Annotated in this window: 22 protein-coding genes and 2 pseudogenes; 13 read left to right on the forward strand and 11 right to left on the reverse strand. The window is 42.8% G+C overall.

Going from position 1 to position 23,877, the window contains the following annotated elements:
* The first annotated feature begins 80 nt into the window (after positions 1–80).
* From arsC to phaC, 9 genes are all read left to right on the forward strand, one after another.
* Positions 81–431, forward strand: a complete 351-nt coding sequence (arsC, locus tag NEJAP_RS10330; protein ID WP_201347174.1) for an arsenate reductase (glutaredoxin) — start codon at positions 81–83, stop codon at positions 429–431.
* On the forward strand, positions 432–1,040 hold the full coding sequence (gene wrbA / locus NEJAP_RS10335; protein WP_201347175.1) for an NAD(P)H:quinone oxidoreductase: 609 nt from the start codon (positions 432–434) through the stop codon (positions 1,038–1,040).
* A gap of 14 nt (positions 1,041–1,054) precedes the next feature.
* Complete coding sequence (locus tag NEJAP_RS10340; protein WP_201347176.1) at positions 1,055–1,450, forward strand: DUF2069 domain-containing protein; 396 nt, start codon at positions 1,055–1,057, stop codon at positions 1,448–1,450.
* Between the two features lies 1 nt (position 1,451).
* Positions 1,452–3,128, forward strand: a complete 1,677-nt coding sequence (locus tag NEJAP_RS10345) for a SufS family cysteine desulfurase (RefSeq protein ID WP_201347177.1) — start codon at positions 1,452–1,454, stop codon at positions 3,126–3,128.
* A gap of 186 nt (positions 3,129–3,314) precedes the next feature.
* The gene (locus NEJAP_RS10350; RefSeq protein WP_201347178.1) at positions 3,315–4,238 is read left to right on the forward strand and encodes a LysR family transcriptional regulator; all 924 of its coding nucleotides are present in this window, start codon (positions 3,315–3,317) and stop codon (positions 4,236–4,238) included.
* Between the two features lie 113 nt (positions 4,239–4,351).
* Positions 4,352–5,074, forward strand: coding sequence for a PEP-CTERM sorting domain-containing protein (locus tag NEJAP_RS10355; RefSeq protein WP_201347179.1), 723 nt, complete (start codon positions 4,352–4,354; stop codon positions 5,072–5,074).
* A 289-nt stretch (positions 5,075–5,363) separates the two neighbouring features.
* A complete protein-coding gene (locus NEJAP_RS10360; RefSeq protein WP_201347180.1) occupies positions 5,364–6,224 on the forward strand; it encodes a LysR family transcriptional regulator in 861 nt (286 codons plus the stop codon).
* Positions 6,225–6,296: 72 nt separating this feature from the next.
* Positions 6,297–7,304 carry a poly(R)-hydroxyalkanoic acid synthase subunit PhaE gene (locus NEJAP_RS10365; protein WP_201347181.1) on the forward strand — a complete coding sequence of 336 codons (1,008 nt, stop codon included), beginning with the start codon at positions 6,297–6,299 and terminating at the stop codon, positions 7,302–7,304.
* The gene (gene phaC, locus NEJAP_RS10370; protein ID WP_201347182.1) at positions 7,291–8,361 is read left to right on the forward strand and encodes a class III poly(R)-hydroxyalkanoic acid synthase subunit PhaC; all 1,071 of its coding nucleotides are present in this window, start codon (positions 7,291–7,293) and stop codon (positions 8,359–8,361) included. The genes NEJAP_RS10365 and phaC overlap by 14 nt, the downstream gene beginning before the upstream one ends.
* Positions 8,362–8,405: 44 nt before the next feature.
* On the opposite strand, the gene phaR is transcribed toward phaC, so the two are convergent.
* The 11 genes and pseudogenes from phaR to NEJAP_RS19555 all read right to left on the reverse strand — a co-directional run.
* Complete coding sequence (phaR, locus tag NEJAP_RS10375) at positions 8,406–8,900, reverse strand: polyhydroxyalkanoate synthesis repressor PhaR (protein WP_201347183.1); 495 nt, start codon at positions 8,898–8,900, stop codon at positions 8,406–8,408.
* A 47-nt stretch (positions 8,901–8,947) separates the two neighbouring features.
* Entirely contained in the window at positions 8,948–9,202 is a 255-nt protein-coding gene (locus NEJAP_RS10380; RefSeq protein WP_201347184.1) for a DUF6489 family protein, read from the reverse strand.
* An 82-nt stretch (positions 9,203–9,284) separates the two neighbouring features.
* Positions 9,285–10,460, reverse strand: coding sequence for an MFS transporter (locus NEJAP_RS10385; RefSeq protein WP_268927810.1), 1,176 nt, complete (start codon positions 10,458–10,460; stop codon positions 9,285–9,287).
* On the reverse strand, positions 10,457–12,790 hold the full coding sequence (locus tag NEJAP_RS10390; protein WP_201347185.1) for a putative bifunctional diguanylate cyclase/phosphodiesterase: 2,334 nt from the start codon (positions 12,788–12,790) through the stop codon (positions 10,457–10,459). Before NEJAP_RS10390 ends, NEJAP_RS10385 begins: the two co-directional genes overlap by 4 nt.
* Complete coding sequence (locus NEJAP_RS10395; RefSeq protein ID WP_201347186.1) at positions 12,759–13,793, reverse strand: polyamine ABC transporter substrate-binding protein; 1,035 nt, start codon at positions 13,791–13,793, stop codon at positions 12,759–12,761. Before NEJAP_RS10395 ends, NEJAP_RS10390 begins: the two co-directional genes overlap by 32 nt.
* A gap of 140 nt (positions 13,794–13,933) precedes the next feature.
* Positions 13,934–15,208 (reverse strand): serine--tRNA ligase, encoded by a 1,275-nt coding sequence (gene serS, locus NEJAP_RS10400; RefSeq protein ID WP_201347187.1) that lies wholly within the window; start codon positions 15,206–15,208, stop codon positions 13,934–13,936.
* 20 nt (positions 15,209–15,228) lie between these two features.
* Positions 15,229–15,600, reverse strand: coding sequence for a fluoride efflux transporter CrcB (crcB, locus tag NEJAP_RS10405; protein WP_201347188.1), 372 nt, complete (start codon positions 15,598–15,600; stop codon positions 15,229–15,231).
* Positions 15,601–15,603: 3 nt separating this feature from the next.
* A complete protein-coding gene (locus NEJAP_RS10410) occupies positions 15,604–16,953 on the reverse strand; it encodes a replication-associated recombination protein A (RefSeq protein ID WP_201347189.1) in 1,350 nt (449 codons plus the stop codon).
* Complete coding sequence (gene lolA, locus NEJAP_RS10415) at positions 16,953–17,594, reverse strand: outer membrane lipoprotein chaperone LolA (protein WP_201347190.1); 642 nt, start codon at positions 17,592–17,594, stop codon at positions 16,953–16,955. The genes NEJAP_RS10410 and lolA overlap by 1 nt, the downstream gene beginning before the upstream one ends.
* A gap of 34 nt (positions 17,595–17,628) precedes the next feature.
* A pseudogene (locus NEJAP_RS19550) lies at positions 17,629–19,119 on the reverse strand (DNA translocase FtsK); the annotation flags it as partial.
* Positions 19,120–19,734: 615 nt separating this feature from the next.
* Positions 19,735–20,298, reverse strand: a pseudogene (locus tag NEJAP_RS19555) (DNA translocase FtsK 4TM domain-containing protein); the annotation flags it as partial.
* A gap of 202 nt (positions 20,299–20,500) precedes the next feature.
* On the opposite strand from NEJAP_RS19555, the gene NEJAP_RS10425 reads away from it, so the two are divergent.
* From NEJAP_RS10425 to NEJAP_RS10440, 4 genes are all read left to right on the forward strand, one after another.
* Positions 20,501–21,346, forward strand: a complete 846-nt coding sequence (locus NEJAP_RS10425) for a CZB domain-containing protein (RefSeq protein WP_201347191.1) — start codon at positions 20,501–20,503, stop codon at positions 21,344–21,346.
* Between the two features lie 59 nt (positions 21,347–21,405).
* Entirely contained in the window at positions 21,406–22,362 is a 957-nt protein-coding gene (trxB, locus tag NEJAP_RS10430; RefSeq protein ID WP_201347192.1) for a thioredoxin-disulfide reductase, read from the forward strand.
* A 73-nt stretch (positions 22,363–22,435) separates the two neighbouring features.
* Entirely contained in the window at positions 22,436–23,149 is a 714-nt protein-coding gene (aat, locus tag NEJAP_RS10435) for a leucyl/phenylalanyl-tRNA--protein transferase (RefSeq protein WP_201347193.1), read from the forward strand.
* The gene (locus NEJAP_RS10440; RefSeq protein WP_201347194.1) at positions 23,149–23,862 is read left to right on the forward strand and encodes an arginyltransferase; all 714 of its coding nucleotides are present in this window, start codon (positions 23,149–23,151) and stop codon (positions 23,860–23,862) included. The genes aat and NEJAP_RS10440 overlap by 1 nt, the downstream gene beginning before the upstream one ends.
* The last annotated feature ends 15 nt before the right edge of the window (positions 23,863–23,877 follow it).

Consider the following 23,877-nt stretch of genomic DNA (forward strand, 5'->3'; position numbering starts at 1 on the left):
GTTGCGCCTTCTTAGACGTATACAATAACGGCTTTATCACTTTAATGGCTGTTTTATAACAGTTTGCACGGGAAATCAGAATGAGCCAAGTGACAATCTACCATAATCCTCGCTGTTCAAAATCACGCCAGACACTAGAGCTGATTAAAGAGCAAGGGATCGATCCAGATATCCGCGAATACCTGAAAGAAGCCCCTTCTGCGGCAGAGCTGAATCAAGTTCTCATCTCGCTTGGCATAAGTGCACGTGAATTATTACGTAAAAACGAGCAAGAATATAAAGATAACAACCTTAGTAACCCAGAACTTAGTGATGCACAGATCATTGAAGTGATGGTCGCTAATCCAAAACTGATTGAACGCCCTATTGTATTCAAAAACGGCCAAGCACGCATCGGACGCCCGCCAGAGTCTGTGCTGGAGATATTATAAGTGGCATCTCCTTATATTCTTGTGCTCTATTACAGCACCCATGGTGCAACACGACAGATGGCTCAACACATTGCGCGTGGTGTTGAAAGAGCGGGAATGGAAGCTCGCTTACGCACCGTGCCAGGCGTTTCGGCCGTGAGCGAAGCTATTGCACCGACCATTCCAGAAGAAGGTGCCCTGTATTGCACAGAAGAAGATTTAAGCCAATGTGCAGGATTAGCATTAGGTAGCCCAACTCGCTTTGGTAATATGGCGAGTGCATTAAAGTACTTTGTGGATTCTACCAGCGGTATTTGGATGTCAGGTGCGCTAATAGGCAAGCCGGCATCTGTTTTTAGTTCGACCTCCAGCCTACACGGGGGACAAGAAACAACGCTTGTGAGTATGATGTTCCCTTTGCTGCACCACGGGATGGTTATTACTGGCATCCCATATAGCCAGACAGAATTGCTAACAACACAGTCCGGCGGAACACCCTATGGTGCAACACATTTGGCTGGGCGTGACAATAAACGGGCTCTCGACCAAGACGAGATATCACTTTGCCAAGCGCAAGGTAAGCACCTCGCAACATTGGCAAAAAAACTTTCTGTCAATATAGACTCATAAGCACAGGACCTTTGATGGAAAACCTACGTAAAAAAGCACGCATCACACGCGTCATCACCATCGCCAGCTATGTGGGATTAATGCTGTTATTCACCCTCTGGTATATGGTGATTCATCCTTTAGAAACGGGAAAACCTTGGGTCATATGGGCGGTTCATGTATTGCCATTAGCCGGTTTTATCCCTGCTATCATATCGGGAAACCCGCGCAGCCATGCATGGCTTTGCTTTGTACTGCTGATCTATTTTATTGAAGCCGTTTTAGCAACAACAATGAGTCTAGAAACTCGTAGTTTTGGCATTGCCTATACGCTACTGGTTAGTACATTGTTTACTGCAGCCATGATGTATATTCGTTGGCAGAGCCGATACACTCGCTCATCTCGCGAGTCTGAGCCAGCACCTAAATAGCATGTTTGATCCTTCAAAAATCAGGCGCGATTTTCCTATATTATCAAGCAGAATCAATGGGCAACCATTGATTTACCTTGATAATGCAGCGACAACCCAAAAGCCACGCGCTGTTATTGATAACCTATCACGCTTTTATAAGTCCGCTAACAGTAATGTCCACAGAGGCTCACATACACTTTCAAACAGAGCAACAAGCGAATTTGAAGCCGCTCGTGAGCAAGTAGCAAGCGTAATTAACGCACCTTACACAGAAGAGGTTATTTGGACACGCGGGGCGACCGAAGCTGCCAATTTAATTGCACAATCCTACGCTGATTCAATATTGCTTCCTGACGATACTATTTTACTCTCTGTCATGGAGCACCACGCCAATATTGTGCCTTGGCAACAAGTCGCTCAAAAGAGGCATGCGCATGTTGCGGTGATACCTTTAACACCAGCAGGCGAACTAGATCTAGCAAAGTACCAACAACTACTGATTAAACATCGTCCTAAAATTGTTACTGTCACTCATGTATCTAATGCTCTAGGTGTTATAAACCCGGTAGAAAAAATCACAGAAATGGCCAAATCAGTCGGCGCGACTGTCGTTATAGATGGCGCACAAGCGATTGCACATGAGCTAGTTGATGTTCAAAGCATTGGGTGCGACTTCTACTTCTTTTCAGGGCATAAATGCTATGGCCCAACAGGTATTGGAGCACTTTGGGGGAAAAAAGCATTACTTGAACAGATGCCTCCTTGGCAATGCGGCGGCGAGATGATTGAGAAAGTCAGCTTTGCTGGTACTACTTTCAACCGCATCCCCTTTAAATTTGAAGCCGGCACTCCTCCCATTGCTGACGCAATAGCACTGGCAGAAGCGTTAAAATACCTAACTAACCTAGACCGCAACGCGGTGGCTGCGCATGAAAAAAATCTCAGAGAGCATGCTATCCAGCACTGCCAACACATTGATGGCATAACACTACTGGCAACAGAGCCTGATAATGTCGGTATTTTATCATTCATGGTTGAAGGTGTGCATAATCAGGACTTAGCAACGTTACTAGACCAGTCTGGAGTTGCTGTTCGAAGTGGACACCACTGCACTATGCCCCTTATGGAATATTTAGGCTGTAGCGGCACAGTGCGCGCCTCATTTGCTTTATATAACAGCCAAGCAGAAGTAATTCGTTTTGCCGAAGTGCTGCAAGACTGTATTACACAACTGAGAGATAAAACTGCAACCGATATCGCTAAACCCTCAGAAAATAGCCTTCTGTCTTATTGTGAAACAGAGAATCATCAACTTCTCGTTGAAAAACTAAACTCCGCAACGGGCTGGCAAGCTCGCTTTGATTTACTTCTGAGCACAGGGAAAAAGCTACCTATACTCCCTAGCCATTACAAAACTGATGAGCACCGCATCGCAGGCTGTGAATCGAATGTATGGCTTATTGCACAACAGCAAGCAGACCTGTCTTGGCAGTTTGCGATCGATTCAGATGCAAAATTAATGCGTGGTATTATTTATCTAATTATGTCTGCCGTTCAACACCAAACAAGCCAATCCATTCAAGCCCTGCAATCCGAAAAACTATTACAGTCATGCAAGTTAACTAGCTACTTAAGCCCTTCACGAACCAATGGCGTGCAAGCAATCATTAACCAGATAAAACATCTAGCCCAATAAATACTTTAACCGCATTGTTTATACTAAGCGTTCCAGCTCTTGATCTTTACGCAGCAATAACAGAAGATTCTGTATAGCGCTCTTAGCACTAATAACAATAAAAGAACTTAAAAAAGAACAACTAAGCCAGCTCTACTCTTTACCAAATACAGCACACTCATTCACTCTCAACAAAGCGATAGCACCATGAATCTTAACGATGTAAGCCTTTTTATTCGCATTGTTGAAACAGGAAGCTTTACCTCTGCTGCAGAAAGCCTAGGCATTCAAAAATCGACTATCAGCCGCCGTATCGCTCAACTTGAAGATGAGCTAGGCGTACGCCTATTACAAAGAACAACGCGTAAATTAAAACTCACGGGCGATGGCGAAGAGTTATTTGCTCGCTGTCAGCCTCTTATTAATGAACTAGATACCGCGAAAGACCATCTATCCGCCACCCAAAACAACCCTCGAGGACGCTTACGCATCACGATGCCATCAGAGCTGGGGGTTTTCATGATGAACGAGGTCGTTGGTACTTTCATGAAACGCTACCCTCAAATTATGCTTGAGGTAGAGCTGAGCACCCGGGTGATTGATCTGATCGAAGAAGGTATAGATTTAGCTATTCGTGTTGGCGAACTTGCAGATTCAAGTCTTATCGCTCGCCGTGTCGCTAGCGTTTCACGAGGCCTATACGCCTCGCCTGCCTACCTTGCCAAGCATGGCACACCCAAAACCCCTGATGACCTTCAAAACCATGAATGCTATGGAATATTAAAAGCCATCGAACACTGGGAGTTTGCCAATTGGGATGAAGCCGTCGAAGTGACGGGGCATTTAAAAGCAAATAGCATCAGCTTTATTCGCGAGCTGCTACTACAAGATATGGGCATTGCAAGGATGCCTCGAGTGTTCTGTTGTAACAACGTGCAACAAGGAAATCTTGTTGAAGTTCTAAGTGAGTACTCCCCCCCTCCCATCGAAGTTAACGCCCTCTACCCTAGCCGCAGGCACTTGAACCCTAAAGTCAGATTATTCATCGATCACATGATGGAGATGATTGGCGACCACCCTTGGGCTAGCGAGCAAATGGTCACCCCCATATCTAACCATAATCATGATTAAAAAAAGAAAAACAGCTAACTTCTAAATATAGACCACTTTGAAACATATGTATGATTAATCGCCATAGTTAATTATAATATCAATCATTATTAAATGGACTTTAGGTGATCACATTGAAAAATAAAATATTAGGTACTCTAAGCCTTTTATCTATTTTGGCAGTACAACCTGCTAATGCAGCCTTTATTACTGATATTTCAAGTTTAACAGGTGCCGTCAACCTGATAGATTTCAGTGAGTTTACCGGAAGCAACCAGCACCATAGAGTAAATGGCCCAATAAATATTGGTACACCGATCGGTGAAAACATTGAAGTTTCAACCGCGCAGGACCCTCTAGACCTCTGGTTAACAAATACAACTTGGGATCTTAGTAATAACCAAGAGTGGAACTCAGGTAGAAACGGATTTTTAGGCATATCTCAGCCTGATAACGTCAATGTTTTTCCTGTGAGAATAGATTTTAACTCAGGCAACATCTCTAGTTTTGGCTTTTTCATGAACTATTTCTCTAGAAGAGATGCCAACAATGGTGTTGTTAGTCTAAGCGCATTCGATTCTGGCTCAACATTATTGGAAGAGTTTGTAATTAACGGATCTGACAGCACCAGCATTAACACGCCTAGCAGCAATAATGACGGAGCATTCAGAGGGATCAAGCGAGACAATGCCGATATTGCTTATATTGAGCTACTCGGGTTCCACGCTGTCTTTGACGATCTGCAATTCACCCGTGCTGGAACTAGCTCTGTTCCAGAACCAGGCAGCATCTTATTGCTAATGCTTGGGCTTGCCGGTATTCGTGCATCAGCACGAAACAGCAAAAAAACGCACTAAATACTCTTTAGGGTAGCGCTTTTTACGGTATAGCTTCTAAGAAGCTATACCGAGACCGTCGTGTATTTTCTACACATTGCCTTCAACCACAATACTACTACCGGCATAACACACTCCCGCCTCCAGCACTTACAATCGATAGGCATGCCATGAAGTAAGTTAGCGTACTTACATACTTTTTCCATCCTCAACGCAGCATCATTAATCGCGCCAACCTGCACGTTAAAGGCTATACTTCATACCCTTCCCGTTCACGACTTTGTATTAGCGATGCGGCCCACAGGATTTTATGGATACCAACACACTATCAGCTTTTATTGCTGTTGCTGAAAGCCATTCTTTTTCACTGGCTGCGCAACAGCTTTTCATCACACAATCCGCTGTTAGCAAACGCATAGCCACATTGGAAGAGCAACTGAATCAAAAGCTATTTGATAGAATTGGTCGAAAAGTCACGCTGACAGAAGCAGGCCGTGAGCTCCTCCCCAAAGCAAAGACTATCGTCAATGCAATTAAAGATGCGGGGCGTGCTATGGGAAATTTGTCCGGTGTTGTAAAGGGCCCTTTATCACTTGCAGCAAGCCATCATATTAGCTTACATAGACTACCTCCCATCTTGCGCCGGTTTACCAAAGAGTACCCAGAAGTACAGTTAAGCTTACGCTTTGATGAATCTGAAATTGCCTACAATAGTGTGCTACATGGAGATCTTGAGTTAGCATTAATTACACTAGCCCCTAAGCCTGATCCAGCGATCCATTCAAAATCGATATGGGTGGACCAACTAAAGTATGTTGTCGCACAAGATCACCCCCTTGCTAGTCAAAAAACGGTGAGTCTTGAAGAACTCACTCACTACTCGGCTATACTTCCTGGCGCATCAACATTTACACAGCAGATTGTGGCTGAGCAATTTCAAAAGAAATCTCTTAACCTAAATGTTGCAATATCAACCAATTACCTTGATACGATCCGTATGATGGTGAGTATAGGGCTAGGCTGGAGTCTGTTACCAGAAACGATGATTGATAAGTCACTCACGGTACTAGAAACAGGTTCAGAGCCGATTAAGCGTCACCTAGGCTATATACATCATCGAGATAGAACACTCTCGAATGCAGCCAGCAAGCTAGTTGATATGCTATCTTAATCTTTATGGCTATTCATAATCTAAGTTAGCTCTATTACACTCCCTATATTAAGTATGATTTGAGGTAGACGCGTGCCTAGTGAGAAAAATGACCCCATGCAGGCGCTACTTGAACAGCAGCAAGCTCTTTTCAAACAGTGGATTGATGAGCAAACAACACGTGCGACTTGTGAAAACACTCCCCCTCCTCATGAGTCACGGGATTTAGCGCGTATCTCAGCAATCCTTGCAACACAAACGACTGAGTTTCTACGCTTTGGTAAAACAATACTTGAGCATACCGATAAAAACGCCTCAAACAGCAGTACATTGAAAGCCACTATTGAAGGCCCACTTAAACAGTTTCGGGATTTTGTGCAACAACAAACTGGAGAAGCCTTGCTCAAGCAGTGGGAACTACCTGAAAATATTGCAGCCCTATTTAGAACCCACAGCTTTAGTGATGACCTTTTATTTGAAAACCCCTATATTAGCGGACTGAAAAGCTTACTTAATACCCCTTCTGTCGGAACAACGCATGAGTTTCAGAAAAACACACGCGACGGGATTAAGCTTCTCCTTGAGTACCAAGACGCATTAGCAGAGTATATTGAGCAATATAGCCAAATAAACCTGCACGCCAGCAATTCACTCATGCAAGTACTCGCACAAGGCCAAAAGCGCGTAGAAACACTTGGAGAACTCCACAACCTTTGGGTAAATTGTTACGAAGCAGCATACTCAAAGTGCCTTTATACTCAACAATACCAGCGAAGTCATGGCAGAGTATCCAATGCACTTATGCATTTACGTAAATATGCACAAGATATGCGTGATATTCAGTTCGAGACAGCCGGGCTAGCCACGCGTCAAGGTTTAGATACAGTCCTACAGCGCCAGCATGCTTTACGCAAAGATATGCGCAAAATGCACAAAGCTCTCGCTGATATAAAAGAAGCGCAAAATCAAACATTAATCTCTGAGTTAAAAAGCACTGTCCAACAACTTTCTTCAGATATAAGTTACCTTAAACAAGAACTATCTGAGCTAAAATCCTCAACATTAATACCAACCCTGGCTGCTACTGATGAAAAATCTTAAACTTGATCCAAACAAGATCCAAGATGAGCTCATCGACTTAGAACAGAAATTACAAAGTAGCTATGAGACGTTAAAAGGGATATCACACATTGATGTTGCACAATCGCAAGCAGTAGAAATTTTTGCTCAGGATAAACTAAAACTTTTATATTTTTCAGGCAATAAGGCTGTAGAAACGCGTTGTAAAACACCATTATTGATCACATACGCGCTCGTGAATCGTTGGTATATGATTGACCTAGAACCTAAGAAATCATTATTGAAAACGCTCAATAGTCTTGGGCTAGATGTTTACGTCATTGATTGGGGTTACCCTGACCCTGCTGACCGCTTTAACGACCTTGATGATTATATTAACGAGTATATTAATAATTGCGTTGATCAAGTTTGCCTACATGCACAAGTGAAAAAAACCAACCTACTAGGCATCTGCCAGGGGGGGACTTTAAGCCTATGCTACACTGCCATTTATGGTGATAAAATCAGTAACCTCATCACCATGGTCACTCCAGTCGATTTTCAAACAGAAACAAATCTACTTAGCTTATTGGCACGCTCGGTTGATGTAGACCTCGCCGTTTCCACTTACGGTAATATCCCTGGCGAGATGCTCAATGATTCATATAATTCATTAATGCCAATGCGCTTAGGTATTCAAAAAAATCTAGGCATGCCTAATCACCTTCATGATGCGGAAAGCGCACTCAGCTTTCTACGCATGGAAAAGTGGATCTACGATAGCCCAGATCAAGCAGGGGAAGCATTTCGAGAGTTTATTAAGTGGTTTTTCCAAGAGAACCGTCTAATAAAAAACCAACTGAGTATTGGAGAATATCCCGTCAGGTTAGCTAACATTACCCAGCCTGTACTCAATATTTTCGGCTCTTACGATCATTTAGTACCGCCAGATGCGTCTATTGCACTAAGACAATATATTGGAAGCAAGGACTATCAAGAAGAGGAAGTAAAAGCGGGACATATAGGCGTGTTCGTTAGCGGGAAATCACAAGCCATAGTACCCAAGAAAATTAATGACTGGCTTTTAGAAAGAGATTAAGGAAAGCAAGAACATACCTCACCTCCCCTAACATTTTTATGTTTTTACTTATCAGAAGGCTTTTCTGAATCTTTCATACTACTTTCTGCTTCAGATGGTGCAACGCCACCTGGACCCTCGCCCGGTTTAAACATGTTCCATACTGCCATATTACGATCAGCAATGCTGTTCATCATAGTGAGAGGGTTTGCGACTCCCATCATGGTTTGCATCTGCTCTTTAATACGGTCTTGATGCTCAAGAAATGACGCGATACTTTGCTCTAAATACTGGCTCATCATTCCTTGCATGCTATCGCCATAAAAACGAATAAGCTGCTGTAGCACTTGATTTGTCAGCAGCGTTCCATGCCCGTCCCCTTCTTGCTCACTAATGATTTGAAGAAGAATATTTCGAGTCAGGTCATTGCCTGTTTTCGAATCGAGTACTTGAAATGCTTCGCTGCTTAAAACCAGTTCTTTGACATCTTCAAGTGTGACATAGCAGCTACGTGAAGTATCATAAAGGCGTCGATTGGTATATTTTCGAAGAATTCGCAACGTGTTCTCTCTCTCTTTTCTACAGCATCTCTAATGATGAGTAGTGATTAGCTTTTATTATTGTCGGATTTTCCATAACCCTGCATCATATTAAATATCAGCTTCTGCAGTGATTCCATCGAGCCAACACTATTAGTAATGTAAGGTTTGAGCAGTGTTAATGGATCGTAACCTTCTGCCCCGGCATCCATTTGCTCTCTGACTTTTGCGATCATTTCATCCTGAAGTGACCCAACATCCGGAAGCCCCATAACTTGACGCAACTCATTCGGCGTCATCTCAATATCTACTTTAAAATTCATGTCATAACCCTTTGTTATGCCGCAGAATAAAAGACTCTTATTCACTATATAGCGATACTTACCGCAGTGCAAAATATTAGCGTCAATTTTGCTGCACTTTTCCCGGATGAACCCATACATATGCCAACACGATAGCCACAAGAGAAACGGCAGCGGCCATACTAAAAGTCACCGCTGAACCATAACTACCCCAGAGCAAACCTGCAGCCACAGCTCCTGCGGTCCCTCCTACACCAAAACCAACACTAGAAAATAATGCCTGCCCACGCCCCTGCATAGCGTCGGGAAAGTAGTGATGCACTAGCGAAATACCAACTGCATGTAAGCTACCAAATGTTGCAGCATGGAGCAGCTGCGCAACAATAACCATAAAAATATTTTCTGGCCAAAAAGCCAATAATACCCATCTCAGCACACATAACATTAAGCTAACAAGCATGATAAGACGCAGCCCTAGGTGAATAATAAGGGTATGCATAACAACGAAGACGAGTATCTCTGCAACCACACCTAAAGACCACAATATGCCAATTTCAGTGCGCGTATACTCTAGCTTTTGCATCATCAAACTAAAGAAAGTGTAGTAAGGCCCGTGTGAAAATTGAATGAGCAATGTGATAATAAAAAAAGCAATGATGTGCGGTTTAAAAACCACATCGAGAAAGCTTGGGCCTTCTAACAGAGTGCTACCTTCAGGTTTCTTAGCCTCTGGAATCAATAGTGAATTCAGCCATATAAACATCATTAAAATAAGCAGTATGAAAGGAATCCAGCTTACCGACACCTTATCTAAGATATAACCCACTAATAAAACCGTGATAATAAAGCCTATTGAGCCCCATAAACGTACCCGGCTATACTTGGATTGTGCGGCACCAAGGTGGTTGAGTGTTACCACTTCAAATTGAGGCAATACAGCATTCCAAAAAAAACTATATCCCAGCATAACAAGCGCAACGCCAATAGCTGTGTCTTGCCAAAACATAGCTATAAAAACCACCCAAGTTAGCAACGCTCCTACGCGTATAATTCGCAATCTCTGCCCGGTTTTATCCGCTATCCATCCCCATAAAGAGGGTGCAAAAATACGCGACACGTGCAGTGTTGCCATCAATAAACCTATTGTCTTAGCATCAAAATCTAACGATTTAAGATATAAAGACCAATAGGGAATCATGGCTCCTAAAAGGGCAAAATAGAAAAAATAAAAACCTGAGAGTCGTATATATGGCAAAGTGCTAACCGGGGAAAGAATCAATATTGAGATAAGATTTTATTAAGGGACATTGGCTCAGCATAATACACCCCCTGTAAACGCCGGCAACCAGCCTGCTTAAGAACTGTTGCTTGCTCATCACTCTCAACACCCTTAGCTGTTACTTCAAAGCCTTGAGCTTTACAAAACTCGATAAGAGAAAGAGCTTTATCCCTACGCGCTTGGATAAACAAGCTTGCAACAAAAGTTTTATCCAACTTGACGACGTCAACTGGATATTCAATTAACTGCATAATTGACGTATATCCAGCACCAAAGTCTACTAGGGCAAGATTAAAACCAAGGTCTTTAAGCAAAAACAATAAGCCTATGTCATCTTTCATTTTATCCATATCAAATATTTCAGTAATTTCTATTTCAAAATACTGTGGGTTAATCTGATACTTCACTATCAACTTGGATATTGTTGCTATAAAAGATTTAGAAACCAATTGAACAGCAGAAACTTTAAAGCTAATTCGCAATGCCCCCCCAAAGTGCTTAATAATGGCTTTGGAGTCTCGAAAAACACGCTCAATCACCCAGGCATCAATTTTCTCATATTGACTACTCCCCTCTGCAATAGATAAAAACTCAGAAGGCAACACTGCACCCAATACAGGAGACTGCCAGCGAATTAGTGCTTCAACGCTGCAGATAGATTCAAACATATCGACATTAAAAGCGGGTATATATACAAGCTCTAACTCAGCCGTATCAAGGTGCTTCAGTTCGAGCTCAACAGCATATTTTCGGCGGGATTTTGCAGCTAATTCTTCAGAGTAAAAAGAGATACGATTTTTACCCGCTTTCTTTGCTTCATACATTGCAGCATCAGCATTATTTACTAGGTCTTCTTTGGTTAAAGCATCATCTGGAAAAACAGCTACGCCAATACTCAACGAAACAGGGAACGTACCTTCATCACACTCAAGACCATTATGGCAGATAGCGAGTATCCTATCTGCTAAACCACTCGCATGAAGCTCGTCACTCAAACCACAAATAACCACTGCAAACTCATCGCCCGCCAGCCTAGCTGAAGATGCATTGTCAATATCATAACGAGGAATAATTTGATCCGTTGCTCTAACGACTAAACTTAATCGCTCTGCAAATACTTTAAGCAGCAAATCTCCCATGGTATGCCCATAGGTATCGTTCACAAACTTAAAGTTATCAATATCTATATAAAAGAGCGCTGTTTTTGTACCACTAAATTCAGACCTTTTTATCATTTTTTCAACGGCATTATGAAACATACGCCGATTATATAACTTGGTAAGTGTGTCTTTTTCTGCCAATTCTTTAGTTAAACGATAAGACTGGTCAAGAGAGTCATACAAGTGACTAAATGTTCGGCTTAGCCCGCCTATCTCATCTTGTGAAACAGAAGCGACAAAACCACTTCCATCTTCAACATTCACACTCGATAGCTCTTTTTCAAGTTGATGGATAGGACCTGTAACGTAACGCTGAATCAGGTAGATAAGCGAAAAATAACTCAAAACAGCTATCAAAACAAAGCTAATAAAAAGGCTTAGTTTAAGCTTGTTAAACTTTTGCGCTAATAACGGCTCAGATACGCCTAGCGATAATGAGCCAAAAGCCACCGGGGCATGCACAACTAAAGACTCTTCAGCATGATGGGCACCAACATGCCCCTGCCCAAACCACTGATAAACAAGGCCTTTAGAAATTTGCTCCTTGATTTTTTTATCAAACAAGGTCGGACTCACCTCTACAACAATAGCGATAGATGAGCTCGTAGAAAAATTGATAGGTGCCTTGAAAGTATTTTGATCAATTATTCGAACAAATAACATATGAGACTCGCCTAAAGGACCATGCATATCGGCCCATTCTGCTTGCTTTGCTTCAAAAGCATCTCTAACCATTTCTACTTGATAACGGCTAATCTCAGAAAAAGGATCTAGGCTGTTTTCGTAATAGTATTCAACTTTTCCTTGGGGCCTGATAAGCGCCACTGAAAAGTAGTCGGATGAAAGCGTATTAAGCTCTTTGATAGAGTTTTCTAACCCCTTTTCAAGAGCCAGCGCTTTAAACAACTTGTCTTGACTAGAAAAATAGTTCTGCAGACTACTATTATATAATAGTGAATCAATAAAACTTTCAGCCACGTTTGTATACTTTTCAAACAGTGCCGTAAGCTCAGTGACTTGCAGATCGAGCGTGCGCTCCTCTAAATCAATAATCGATTGTTTTTGAGTGTTATATACACCGACAACAGCAACCAAGTAACCGATAATTAATACGGGCAAAATCAATAAACTTATACGTTTATTGAGCGTCACGATACTTCTTCGCTGCATTAATAATTCTATGGCGCAGAGTCATATTCGCATCAGAAATAATGCGGTAGCTATGACTATTATCGATAGCTTCTGTTGTAGGGTAGATATTAGTATCGCTCAAAACATCTTCTGGTAATTGTTTCAATGCGCGCTTATTAGGAGTGGCAAGACCTAGCCATTCACTATTCAAAGCAGCGTTCGACGGCTGATTAATAAACTCAACAAATTCAAGGGCTAACTCTTTCTTTGGAGACCACTTCATTATAGAAAAGCAGTCCATCCAAATCGCTGTACCCTCTTCAGGGTAAACAAACGCCCACGCTTCGCTCTGGCTCATTTCATTTAGTGAAAACTGATCTCCAGAATACCCAAGAGCCATATACATTTGCCCTTCTCTTTGCTTTGCATATGTCAGAGAGTACCCATAGCCTAACAACGAAGGCGCTTGGTTTTTCAAATGTATAAATGCTTCTTGAAGTTCATTTTTATCTTCAGTATTAATACTCTTCCCGTCAAGTAGCAGTGGAGCGACGAGAGTGTCTATAGCATCCTCAACCATCACCACGTGCCCTTGATACTCTTGCTTGGGATAAAGTAAGTGTCGCCATGAAGTCGGCGCAGGCACCACTTTTTCTTTATTGTAAATGATACCTAATGAGCCCCATAAATAAGGCAGCCCAAAATTCCCACAACTTTCTTTCCAATGAGGGTCGGTATCTATGAGAGACGGCACATTGCCAGGAGACAAAGCTAATAGCTTATTGTTCTTACCGAATAACTGCGCACTAATACTATCGAAAACAGCTAAATCAAAACCCTTTCCATTACCTGAACCTAGAACTTCATCACGGTCCTCATCACTATCATAAAAAACTAAGTTAACTTTATGTCCTGTCTTTTCTTCCCACTTATCAATCAATTCCTGCGAAATATAATCTTCCCAAATATAGACTTTAAGCTCATCAGAAAAAACAACAGAAGACCAAAAACACAATATGAATAGCGATAGAGTTTTTTTCATAATATATGCAATTATAAATAGGTGACGGTAAAGCTATTAAGGTAAATAGCGTATCAATTAAGCAATGCTGAATTAAGAATAGACTAAAAAATTGGAGTTTGACCAATAGCATCACTGCTATTGGTCAAAAAAACGAAGACTTAGAGCTCTGTAACACCGCCCATGTAAGGAAGAAGCGCATCTGGCACGATAATACGACCATCGGCTGTTTGGTAGTTCTCTAGAACAGCAACCAAGGTACGGCCTATTGCCAAACCTGAACCATTTAGCGTATGTAACAATTCAGGTTTACCTGTTTCAGGATTTCTCCAGCGAGCCTTCAAACGACGCGCTTGAAAATCAGTCATGTTCGATACTGAGGAAATTTCACGGAATTTATCCTGACCGGGCAACCAAACTTCTAAATCATATGTTTTAGCCGCACCAAAACCTAAATCACCACCACACAGAGCAACCACGCGATACGGTAAGTTAAGTTTTTGTAGAATGGCTTCTGCATGCTGCGTCATTGCCTCTAGAGTTTCCCAAGAGGTGGATGGCTCAACAATCTGCACCATTTCTACTTTTTCAAATTGGTGCTGACGAATCATACCGCGAGTATCTTTACCAGACGCTCCTGCTTCTGAGCGAAAACATGGCGTATGTGCCGTAAATTTAACGGGTAACTGAGTTGCATCGACAATTTCATCACGGACAATGTTAGTCACAGGTACTTCTGCTGTCGGTATCAAGTAAAACTGACGATCACCAAAAGGAACCTTGAATAAGTCTTCACCAAACTTAGGCAACTGCCCTGTTCCTTTAAGGCTATCTTCATTAACCATGTAAGGTACGTAAGCCTCAGTGTAACCATGCTCTTCAGTTTGTACATCTAGCATAAACTGAATCAATGCACGGTGCATACGTGCCATTTTACCCGTCATCAGCGCAAAGCGAGACCCCGTTATTTTGGCCGCTGTTTCAAAATCCAAACCTCCATTGCGCTCGCCTAGTGCGACATGATCTAACGGGTCAAAATCTAGCTCGCGTGGTGTACCCCAACGACGCACTTCAACATTATCATCTTCACTGTCGCCAGACGGAACAGACGCATCTGGCAAGTTAGGAACGCCTAGCAAAATATCATCTAAATCAGCGGCAATCTCGCCTAGTTTACGTTTGGCTTCGTCTAACTGATCACCTAACGTTTGAACCTCTGCTAACAGCGGTTGAATATCTTCACCCGATGCTTTCGCTTTACCGATCTGTTTAGAACGAGTATTACGCTCATTCTGTAAGTTTTCGCTCAGAATTTGTGCGTCACGACGCAACGCTTCCAACTCATTAAAACGAGCAACAGGAAATGCATATTTTTTCTTTGCAAGCTGTTCAGCAACAGCTTCAGGGTTCTCTCGAACAATTTTTGAATCTAACATGAGTTTTTAAACTACCTTATCTAAAACAGGCGGGTGATCCATATACCAGCTGACAGAGCAGCAATGCACATCAAAACACTTAATAATACATAAATTAATGCGGACATTATATGTCCTTCCTGCACCAGTGCCACTGTCTCTAAAGAGAAAGATGAAAAAGTTGTGAAGGCTCCCAAAAAACCAACCATCAACAACGGTCGTAATTCTGGAGACAATCGCGTTTTCTCCATAATAAGAACAAACAAAACACCCATGACAAGCGAACCCAATACATTACACGCCAACGTTCCTATAGGTAACTTATCGGCCTTATCATTGAGAACACCGGCTAACCAGAAACGACTAGCCGCCCCTAAAGCTCCACCGACAGCGACTGCTAGGATAGTTTGCATACCTTATCCTTTATCCTGATACCGTTTGATTGGGCTTTGCTCATCTAGCATCCCAAGCTGTTGAAGTTTAGCATTTATTTTCTGTTCAAGACCACGCTCACTTGGCTGGTAATAACGGCGAGACGCTATCTCTTGTGGAAGGTATTTCTCTCCCGCAGCATAGGCATTAGGCTCATTATGCGCATAGCGGTATTCCTCGCCGTAGCCGAGGTCTTTCATTAGCGAGGTAGGTGCATTACGTAAATGTACCGGCACTGGATAGTCAGGATCACTACGTATTTGTGCCCGACACTCGTTAAATGCCATATATACAGCATTACTTTTGGGCGCACTGGCACAATAAATTGCGGCTTGTGCAATCGCACGTTCACCTTCTGCAGGACCGACCCTCTCAAAGGCGTCCCATGCTGATAATGCCACCTGCATAGCACGCGGATCAGCATTACCTATATCTTCAGAGGCAATTGCAACCAATCTACGTGCGATATAGAGAGGATCGCATCCACCTTCTAGCATACGACAATACCAATATAAGGCACCATCAGGAGAAGAGCCACGTACCGACTTATGAAATGCGGAAATCATATCGTAAAAAATATCGCCTTGCTTGTCATAACGGCGCCCGCTACTTTGTAGCACCTCTTTTAAAACAGACTGCGATATTTTTTCAACACCTTTATCAGAAACAGCCAAATCCACGGCTATTTCAAGCAAGTTCAATGCACGCCGAGCATCACCATCAGCAGCACGAGCAAGTTGCTCTAAGACTCCTTCTTCAAATTTAAAAGCCCGCTCCCCCAAGCCTGTAGCTTTATCTGCTAAAGCATGCTGAATAACCTCTAAAGACTCATCATCAGTCAGGTTACGCAGCAAATAAACGCGCGCACGTGATAACAAGGCATTATTTAATTCAAACGAAGGGTTTTCGGTGGTTGCACCAATAAATAAAAAAGTGCCATCTTCAATATAAGGTAAGAAAGCGTCTTGCTGAGACTTGTTAAAGCGATGCACCTCATCCACAAATAAAATCGCTTTGCATTGCCGAGTAGCCCTAACCTGCTTTGCCTCTTCTACTGCAGCCCTGATCTCTTTAACACCGGATAAAACAGCTGAAAGTGTCATAAAATGAGCATCGCAGGTATGCGCAATAATTTTGGCCAGAGTAGTTTTACCCACGCCAGGCGGCCCCCAAAATATCATGGAGTGCAATGCGTTCTGCTCTATGGCTTGGCGAAGTGGTTTTCCTGCTGACAATAGATGAGATTGACCGACGTAACCCTCCAAGCTGTTAGGCCGCATTCTTGCCGCCAACGGCTGATAAGGAGGCGCTATATCATCAAACAGATCACTCATCAGGCCTCATCACTCACAATGACATCGGTACCTTTGGGAGGTGTAAACTTAAACAAAGCATCATCCATGGATTCGTTGATAACAGAATCACGTAATAAAATTGTTGTTTGCTGTCCCAGCACATCTTGCAACATCAGCTCAGACATAACACCACCAATAAAATACAAGCGGATTCGCTGAAAACTGCTTTGATCATCTTTTGGTAATAACTCAAATAGCTGCTCATTTTCTTGATTGATAGGCAAGAATATTTCAAATTTTTCAGCCAGTTCAACAACATTACCATTTAAAATAAGCGCGGCCCCATTGGTTTGCTTAGGGTCAACCGGCTTACGCGTTGCTTGCTCAAGATCCGGATCATAAATCCACATATACTCGCCATCACTCACAATAAGCTGAGGGAACGGGCTTTGCGTTTCCCAGCGAAACTGTCCGGGACGCGCCACTTTCATTGAGCCCTTAGAGACTTCCGCAGCATTACTCTGATCGCTACGAGTTACCTGCTCAAAGTTAGCACTAAAACGCTCATAGCCTTTTAGCACCTGCTTTAACGCCTCTGTCGGTGTTGATGCTTCTGCCAACGCTAGCATTGGCATAACCGCTAAAGAGAGAGTTGCACACAATTTATATAATCTATTCATTATTTACCCTATTAAACTATTTGGCTGACAACGATTAACCTCTTACCGGAGGTGGTGCCAATACTTCTCGCTGCCCATTGGATCCAGCCTCAGTAACAACCCCTGCCGCTTCCATTGTTTCTATCATGCGAGCCGCACGGTTATAACCAATTTTCATTTTACGCTGCACACTAGAGATAGATGCTTTGCGAGTTTCTGTAATAAAAGCGACTGCTTCGTCATATAGAGGGTCTTGCTCATCATCAAACAAACCGCCAGATGCAGCTCCGCCTTCCGATCCAGAATCGTTCAGCACCGCATCAATATACACAGGCGCGCCCACCTGCTTCCACGCCTCTACGACACGATGCACTTCATCATCACCAACAAAAGCACCGTGCACTCGGTTAGGAACACTGGTTCCGGCAGGCAGATACAACATATCGCCGTTACCCAGCAAGTTTTCAGCACCGGATTGGTCTAAAATTGTCCGCGAATCAATTTTCGAAGACACTTGGAATGCAATTCTTGTAGGCACGTTAGCCTTGATCAAACCCGTAATAACATCAACGGAAGGTCTTTGCGTTGCCAAAATCAGATGAATACCTGCCGCACGGGCTTTTTGAGCAATACGTGCAATAAGCTCTTCTACTTTTTTACCAACAATCATCATCATGTCAGCAAACTCATCAATGATGACAACAATATAAGGTAACGTTTCTAAAGCTGGCGCTGGCGTGCCAAATGGCTCGCCATGCTCTTCAGCATTCCAAAGCGGATCAAGCAATGGTTTACCTTGCTGCTCAGCAGCTTTAACTTTGTCATTGAAACCAGCAAGATTACGCACGCCCATTTTCGCCATTAAGCGATAACGGCGTTCCATCTCGCCTACGCACCAACGTAAGCCGCCTGCCGCTTCTTTCATATCAGTGATCACAGGTGTGAGCAGATGCGGAATACCTTCATAAATAGAAAGCTCCAACATTTTGGGGTCGACCATCATCAAACGTACTTCCTCTGGCGTTGCCTTAAACAACAGGCTCAGAATCATTGCGTTAACACCCACAGATTTACCTGATCCGGTGGTACCCGCAACCAATAAATGCGGCATTTTTGCAAGATTAGCCACCACAGGATTACCGGCTATATCATTACCCAGCCCGAGCGTTAACCGAGAAGAAGCCTCGTTATATGGCTTTGAGTTAAGTACTTCGCTCAAGCGCACCATTTGGCGACTTGCATTAGGAATCTCAATACCAACAACCGACTTCCCTGGAATAACTTCGACAACACGCACACTAGATATAGCCAAGGAGCGCGCCAAATCTTTGGCCAAATTGGTGATTTTACTCACCTTAACACCCGGTGCAGGCTGTATCTCAAAACGTGTAATAACAGGGCCGGGATTGACCTCTACCACCTCTGCAATAACGCCAAAATCCTTTAACTTACTTTCAAGTAAGCGTGACATATCTTCCAGCTCTTCTTCCGAATAACCGTGGTCCGTTTGCAGCTCAGGAGGGTCTAGTAAATCGAGTGAGGGTATTTTTCGTAACGAACGAACCGGCCGACGTTCTTTATTTTGAATATTATTATCTTGGTCATCACTTTGAATAGGCTGATGAGCTTCGGCCAATGGAACAATTTTAAGCTCTTTTTTAGGCTCTTTAACAGCAGAAGCTTGCATAACACTGGCATTCTGAGACTGCGCTTTTACCACTTCAGGAGGCATAGACAACTCATTAGCACTAGGTTCTGACATAACATCTCTGATAGGCAAAGAACCCTTAACAGTCTCTTGCCTAACATTATCCGGCTTAACAATATCCGTCACTAAAGGAGGGACTGCCTTTCTCTTATCTTCTCTTGGTAAGACCTGTGACGGTGCTTGCTCATTATGAACCGAAGCAGACTCTTCGTTCACTGCTTTTAATGATGGGCCCGATGATATTGAAAAATGCTCCTCATCCACACTGTTAAAATTGGGCTCAAAACGCTCTCTTATGCGCTCTTTTAATGATTTTGTTGTGCTGTTCTCTGCACTAGCTAAAGCGTTCTCTCTTTCTGAGACGCGTTCTTCAGCGTTATTGCCTTCACTGCTTGAACTCAACAATGCAGAGAGTCCACGATAAGTAGATAACACCCAAGCGCCTAAGCGGTTTTGGATGCTGTCCCACGAAAGCTCCATATAGAAAGTACAACCCATACCGGCAGCTGTTACTAACAAGACAGTACTACCGAGTAAACTAAACCAAGAAACCATCCAGTCGGACAGTGCTTGACCAACAATACCACCGCTCGTAAATGGGAAGCCTAATGATTGATTTGAAAGATGAATAGACGCCAAAGTACATAAAGAGGCCATCAATAAAAGAATGCCGAATGTACGCAACATAACAAAAGGAAGCCCATCTAAAAGCGACACCTCTTTGCGCACCATAAAGCGCACAGTAGGAACAAGGATAATCATGGGCAAAAGCCAAGCGGCTATTCCAAGAAAAGAAAACAGCAAGTCGGTCATCCAAGCCCCAAATATACCCGTCCAGTTACTCACGACAGGGTGGTAACCAAGGTGAGACCAACCAGGGTCTTTTGGATGATAACCAAGCATACCTAAAAGCATATAGGTACAACTCATGATAATTAAAAACAACACGCAAACTTTTACGACACGCGCTAGCAGCTCAGAAAAAGCATAGGGGCTTGTTGGGAGCTTATTTTTCACTCATATTCCTTTTAATCTTAAGTACTTACTACGAACATTTAAAAATAACACAATTCAACTAATGGTATCGAAGGCTCTTGATAGATACACACAGTTAACAATCTGTTAATAAATTAAACTCTCACTATTATCCCACCGATAACACGCTATAGTTATATTTGAAAATAAAAAATCCCATCAAATGCTATAAGAGGTTATAGACATGAGTTTAGCCAATCTGTTTCAAAATAACTCACGTGTATTGACCTTTACGATTGCTAATAGTCATTTTGGCATAGATGCCCGCAATATCCTCTCTTTTTCAGATGAATATAAACACATACAACTAGCCAGTCATGCCCAGCATCCTAGCTTTCTTGGCTATTTAGATTACCGAGATACGCTGATCAATGTTTATGATAGTGCGACCTTACTTAATAGAAAACGAAACTGGGATGATAAAAACCAATTAATTGCTGATATTGACACCTATAAGCAAGCACACATCGACTGGGTTCAGGCACTAGAACGAAGTATTACTTTCGATGAAAGCTTTACACTCGCAAGGGATCCGAAGATGTGTGCGTTTGGGCAATGGTTCTGTAGTTTTAAAACAGAAGATGCCGACCTGCTCACTGCACTTGAGAAGATTGATAAACCTCATCAGCTAATTCATCAGCTAGCTGACACTCTATTGGAGATGAAAAACAATGGAGACGCCGAACGCGCTATACGCTTACTGTCGATAGAGAAAGGAACAACACTTAAAAAGCTTGTGCGCTCATTAGAACAAATCTCCGGTATGCTTAAACGAGAAATGCACCCCGTCATCATCCACCTCACACTTGATGGCAAGACCCCCTCTTTCTCTTTAGCTCTAGATGAAGTCGATGACATAATTGACTACGAAATTGAGGATCTTGACACAGGAACAGCGCAAGCACTGAGTCACGAACCGCTAAAAGGTTACTTGAGACATAAGTCAGGTCAACGCTATATGATGCTGTGTGTCGAAAAATTATCGACTCAAATTAGAAAAATATCTTCTTTTGAGGATTGTATTTCTTAAGCGCTCCCCTCATCATATTTTCATAAAACACAGACACGTATAGTTTAAGGCAAGCATTCATGAGCGAAACTCAACATCACAAACTTCTCATCCTTGGTTCTGGCCCTGCTGGATACACCGCTGCAATCTATGCAGCACGCGCCAACCTTAACCCTGTTGTTATCACAGGAATGGAAGCTGGCGGCCAGCTCACCACAACAACCGATGTCGACAACTGGCCAGGAGATGTTCAAGGTGTTCAAGGCCCTGAACTTATGCAGCGTATGCAGCAACACGCGGAACGCTTCGATACCACTGTATTGTTCGATCACATACATACTGTTGATGTAGAAAACCGTCCATTCACTTTAACAGGTGATATGGGTGTTTATACCTGTGATTCTCTCATCATTTGTACAGGAGCATCAGCACAGTACTTAGGTCTTGAGTCTGAAGAAGCGTTTAAAGGCAAAGGTGTCAGTGCTTGCGCAACATGCGATGGTTTCTTCTATCGCGGACAAAAAGTGGCTGTTATCGGTGGCGGTAATACCGCAGTAGAAGAAGCACTTTACTTATCAAACATTGCTGATGAAGTAACACTTATTCATCGTCGCGACTCTCTTCGCTCAGAAAAGATTCTTCAGGACAAACTGTTTGATCGTGCTGAAAATGGCAATATCAATATCATCTGGAACCATCAACTTGACGAAGTGCTGGGCGATGATTCTGGCGTGACAGGTTTACGCTTGAGTAGTACAGATGGCACTTCTACTCAAGAGCTCGACTTAGCGGGCGTATTCATCGCTATCGGACACAAGCCTAACACCAGTATTTTTGAAGGCCAACTTGAGATGAACAATGGCTACCTTAAAATCCAATCCGGATTAGAAGGCAAAGCTACTCAGACTAGCGTAGAAGGCGTTTTTGCTGCCGGAGATGTATGTGACCACATCTACCGTCAAGCGATCACTTCTGCAGGCTTTGGCTGTATGGCAGCACTAGACGCCGAACGCTATTTAGATGACCTGGCTAAATAGATGCCTGTATAACCCAAAATAACACAACAGACCAAAGGTCTATTTTGCCTTTGGTCTTTTTTGAACATTTCACATGATTCCTTGGTTACACCCTACTAAATTAATCTTTCCTGATACGAGTTCAGCACTAGATGAGCCAGACGGCTTGCTTGCAGCCGGTGGCGATCTTTCTCCAAAGCGGTTGGTTGCTGCTTATAAACACGGTATTTTCCCGTGGTTCAGCCAAGACGACCCCATTCTTTGGTGGAGCCCAAACCCTCGATGCGTATTATTTCCTGAACAAATACATATCTCTCGTAGCATGCGTAAGCACCTCAAAAAGGGCCGCTATCGTGTTTCTTTTGATGAAGCATTTGCTGACGTCATACAAGCCTGCGCAAGCACCCGCCAAGAGTCTACAGGCACTTGGATATCGCCAGAGATACAAGAAGCCTACATCGAACTCCACCAACAAGGTGTTGCCCATTCTGTAGAAGTCTGGGACAACGAGCAATTAATTGGTGGTTTATACGGATTAGGAATAGGCAAACTCTTTTTTGGCGAGTCCATGTTCAGTTTTCAAGTGAATGCATCAAAAGTTGCCTTTATAGCACTATGCAAACAATTAAAAATCTGGGGGTATCCATTAATAGATTGCCAAGTTCATAATGATCATTTAGAAAGTTTAGGGGCTACTAATATTCCCCGCGATGAATTTATACATTACATTAGGCAATATATAGATACAGAAACGCACCACCCATGGAGCTTCAGTGAGCACAGCGCTACGCTAGGTATTGAAAGTTAATGACAGAGCTTAAAGAGTTACATTTTTTTGCAACACCAGAGCATAACTGTAGCTATATTGAAGGCTACAAGGCTAAAACGCTTTTCGTCGACCCGCATTCAAGTATCTCAGTCAATGCCTTTAGCCAGCTATCCAATCTTGGCTTCAGGCGCAGTGGCAAACATACCTACCGCCCTCATTGCGATAATTGCCAAGCCTGTATTTCTGTCAGAGTTCCTGTTGATCTGTTTCAACCGAATAAAACACAACGGCGTATTATTAATAAGAATAAAGACCTGGTTGTAAAAAAATCAACGCCCCACTACAGCGATGAATACTTCAAACTCTACTCTGATTACATAACATATCGCCACGCTGATGGTGACATGTTCCCCCCCAACAAAGAACAGTTCATAAACTTCTTAATTGAAGGCGAGCAACCATGTGATTTTTTAGAGTTTTACTTAGACGATAAGCTCATTGGGGTCGCGGTTACCGATCAACTCGTACAAGGATTGTCTGCCACATACACTTTTTTCACCCCAGACCCTGATTTACAAAAACGAAGTTTAGGATCTTACGCCATTCTTTGGCAAATAGAAGAATGCCGCCGACTAAACCTTGAATACCTATATATGGGCTATTGGGTACAGTCTTGTCGCAAAATGAAGTATAAAATCGCCTATCGTCCTTTAGAGTTTTTAATCGATGGCCAATGGATTCTCATCAGATAACAATAAAAGAGCCAA

It is taken from the genome of Neptunomonas japonica JAMM 1380, from assembly GCF_016592555.1.
Classification (GTDB): Bacteria; Pseudomonadota; Gammaproteobacteria; order Pseudomonadales; family Balneatricaceae; genus Neptunomonas; species Neptunomonas japonica_A.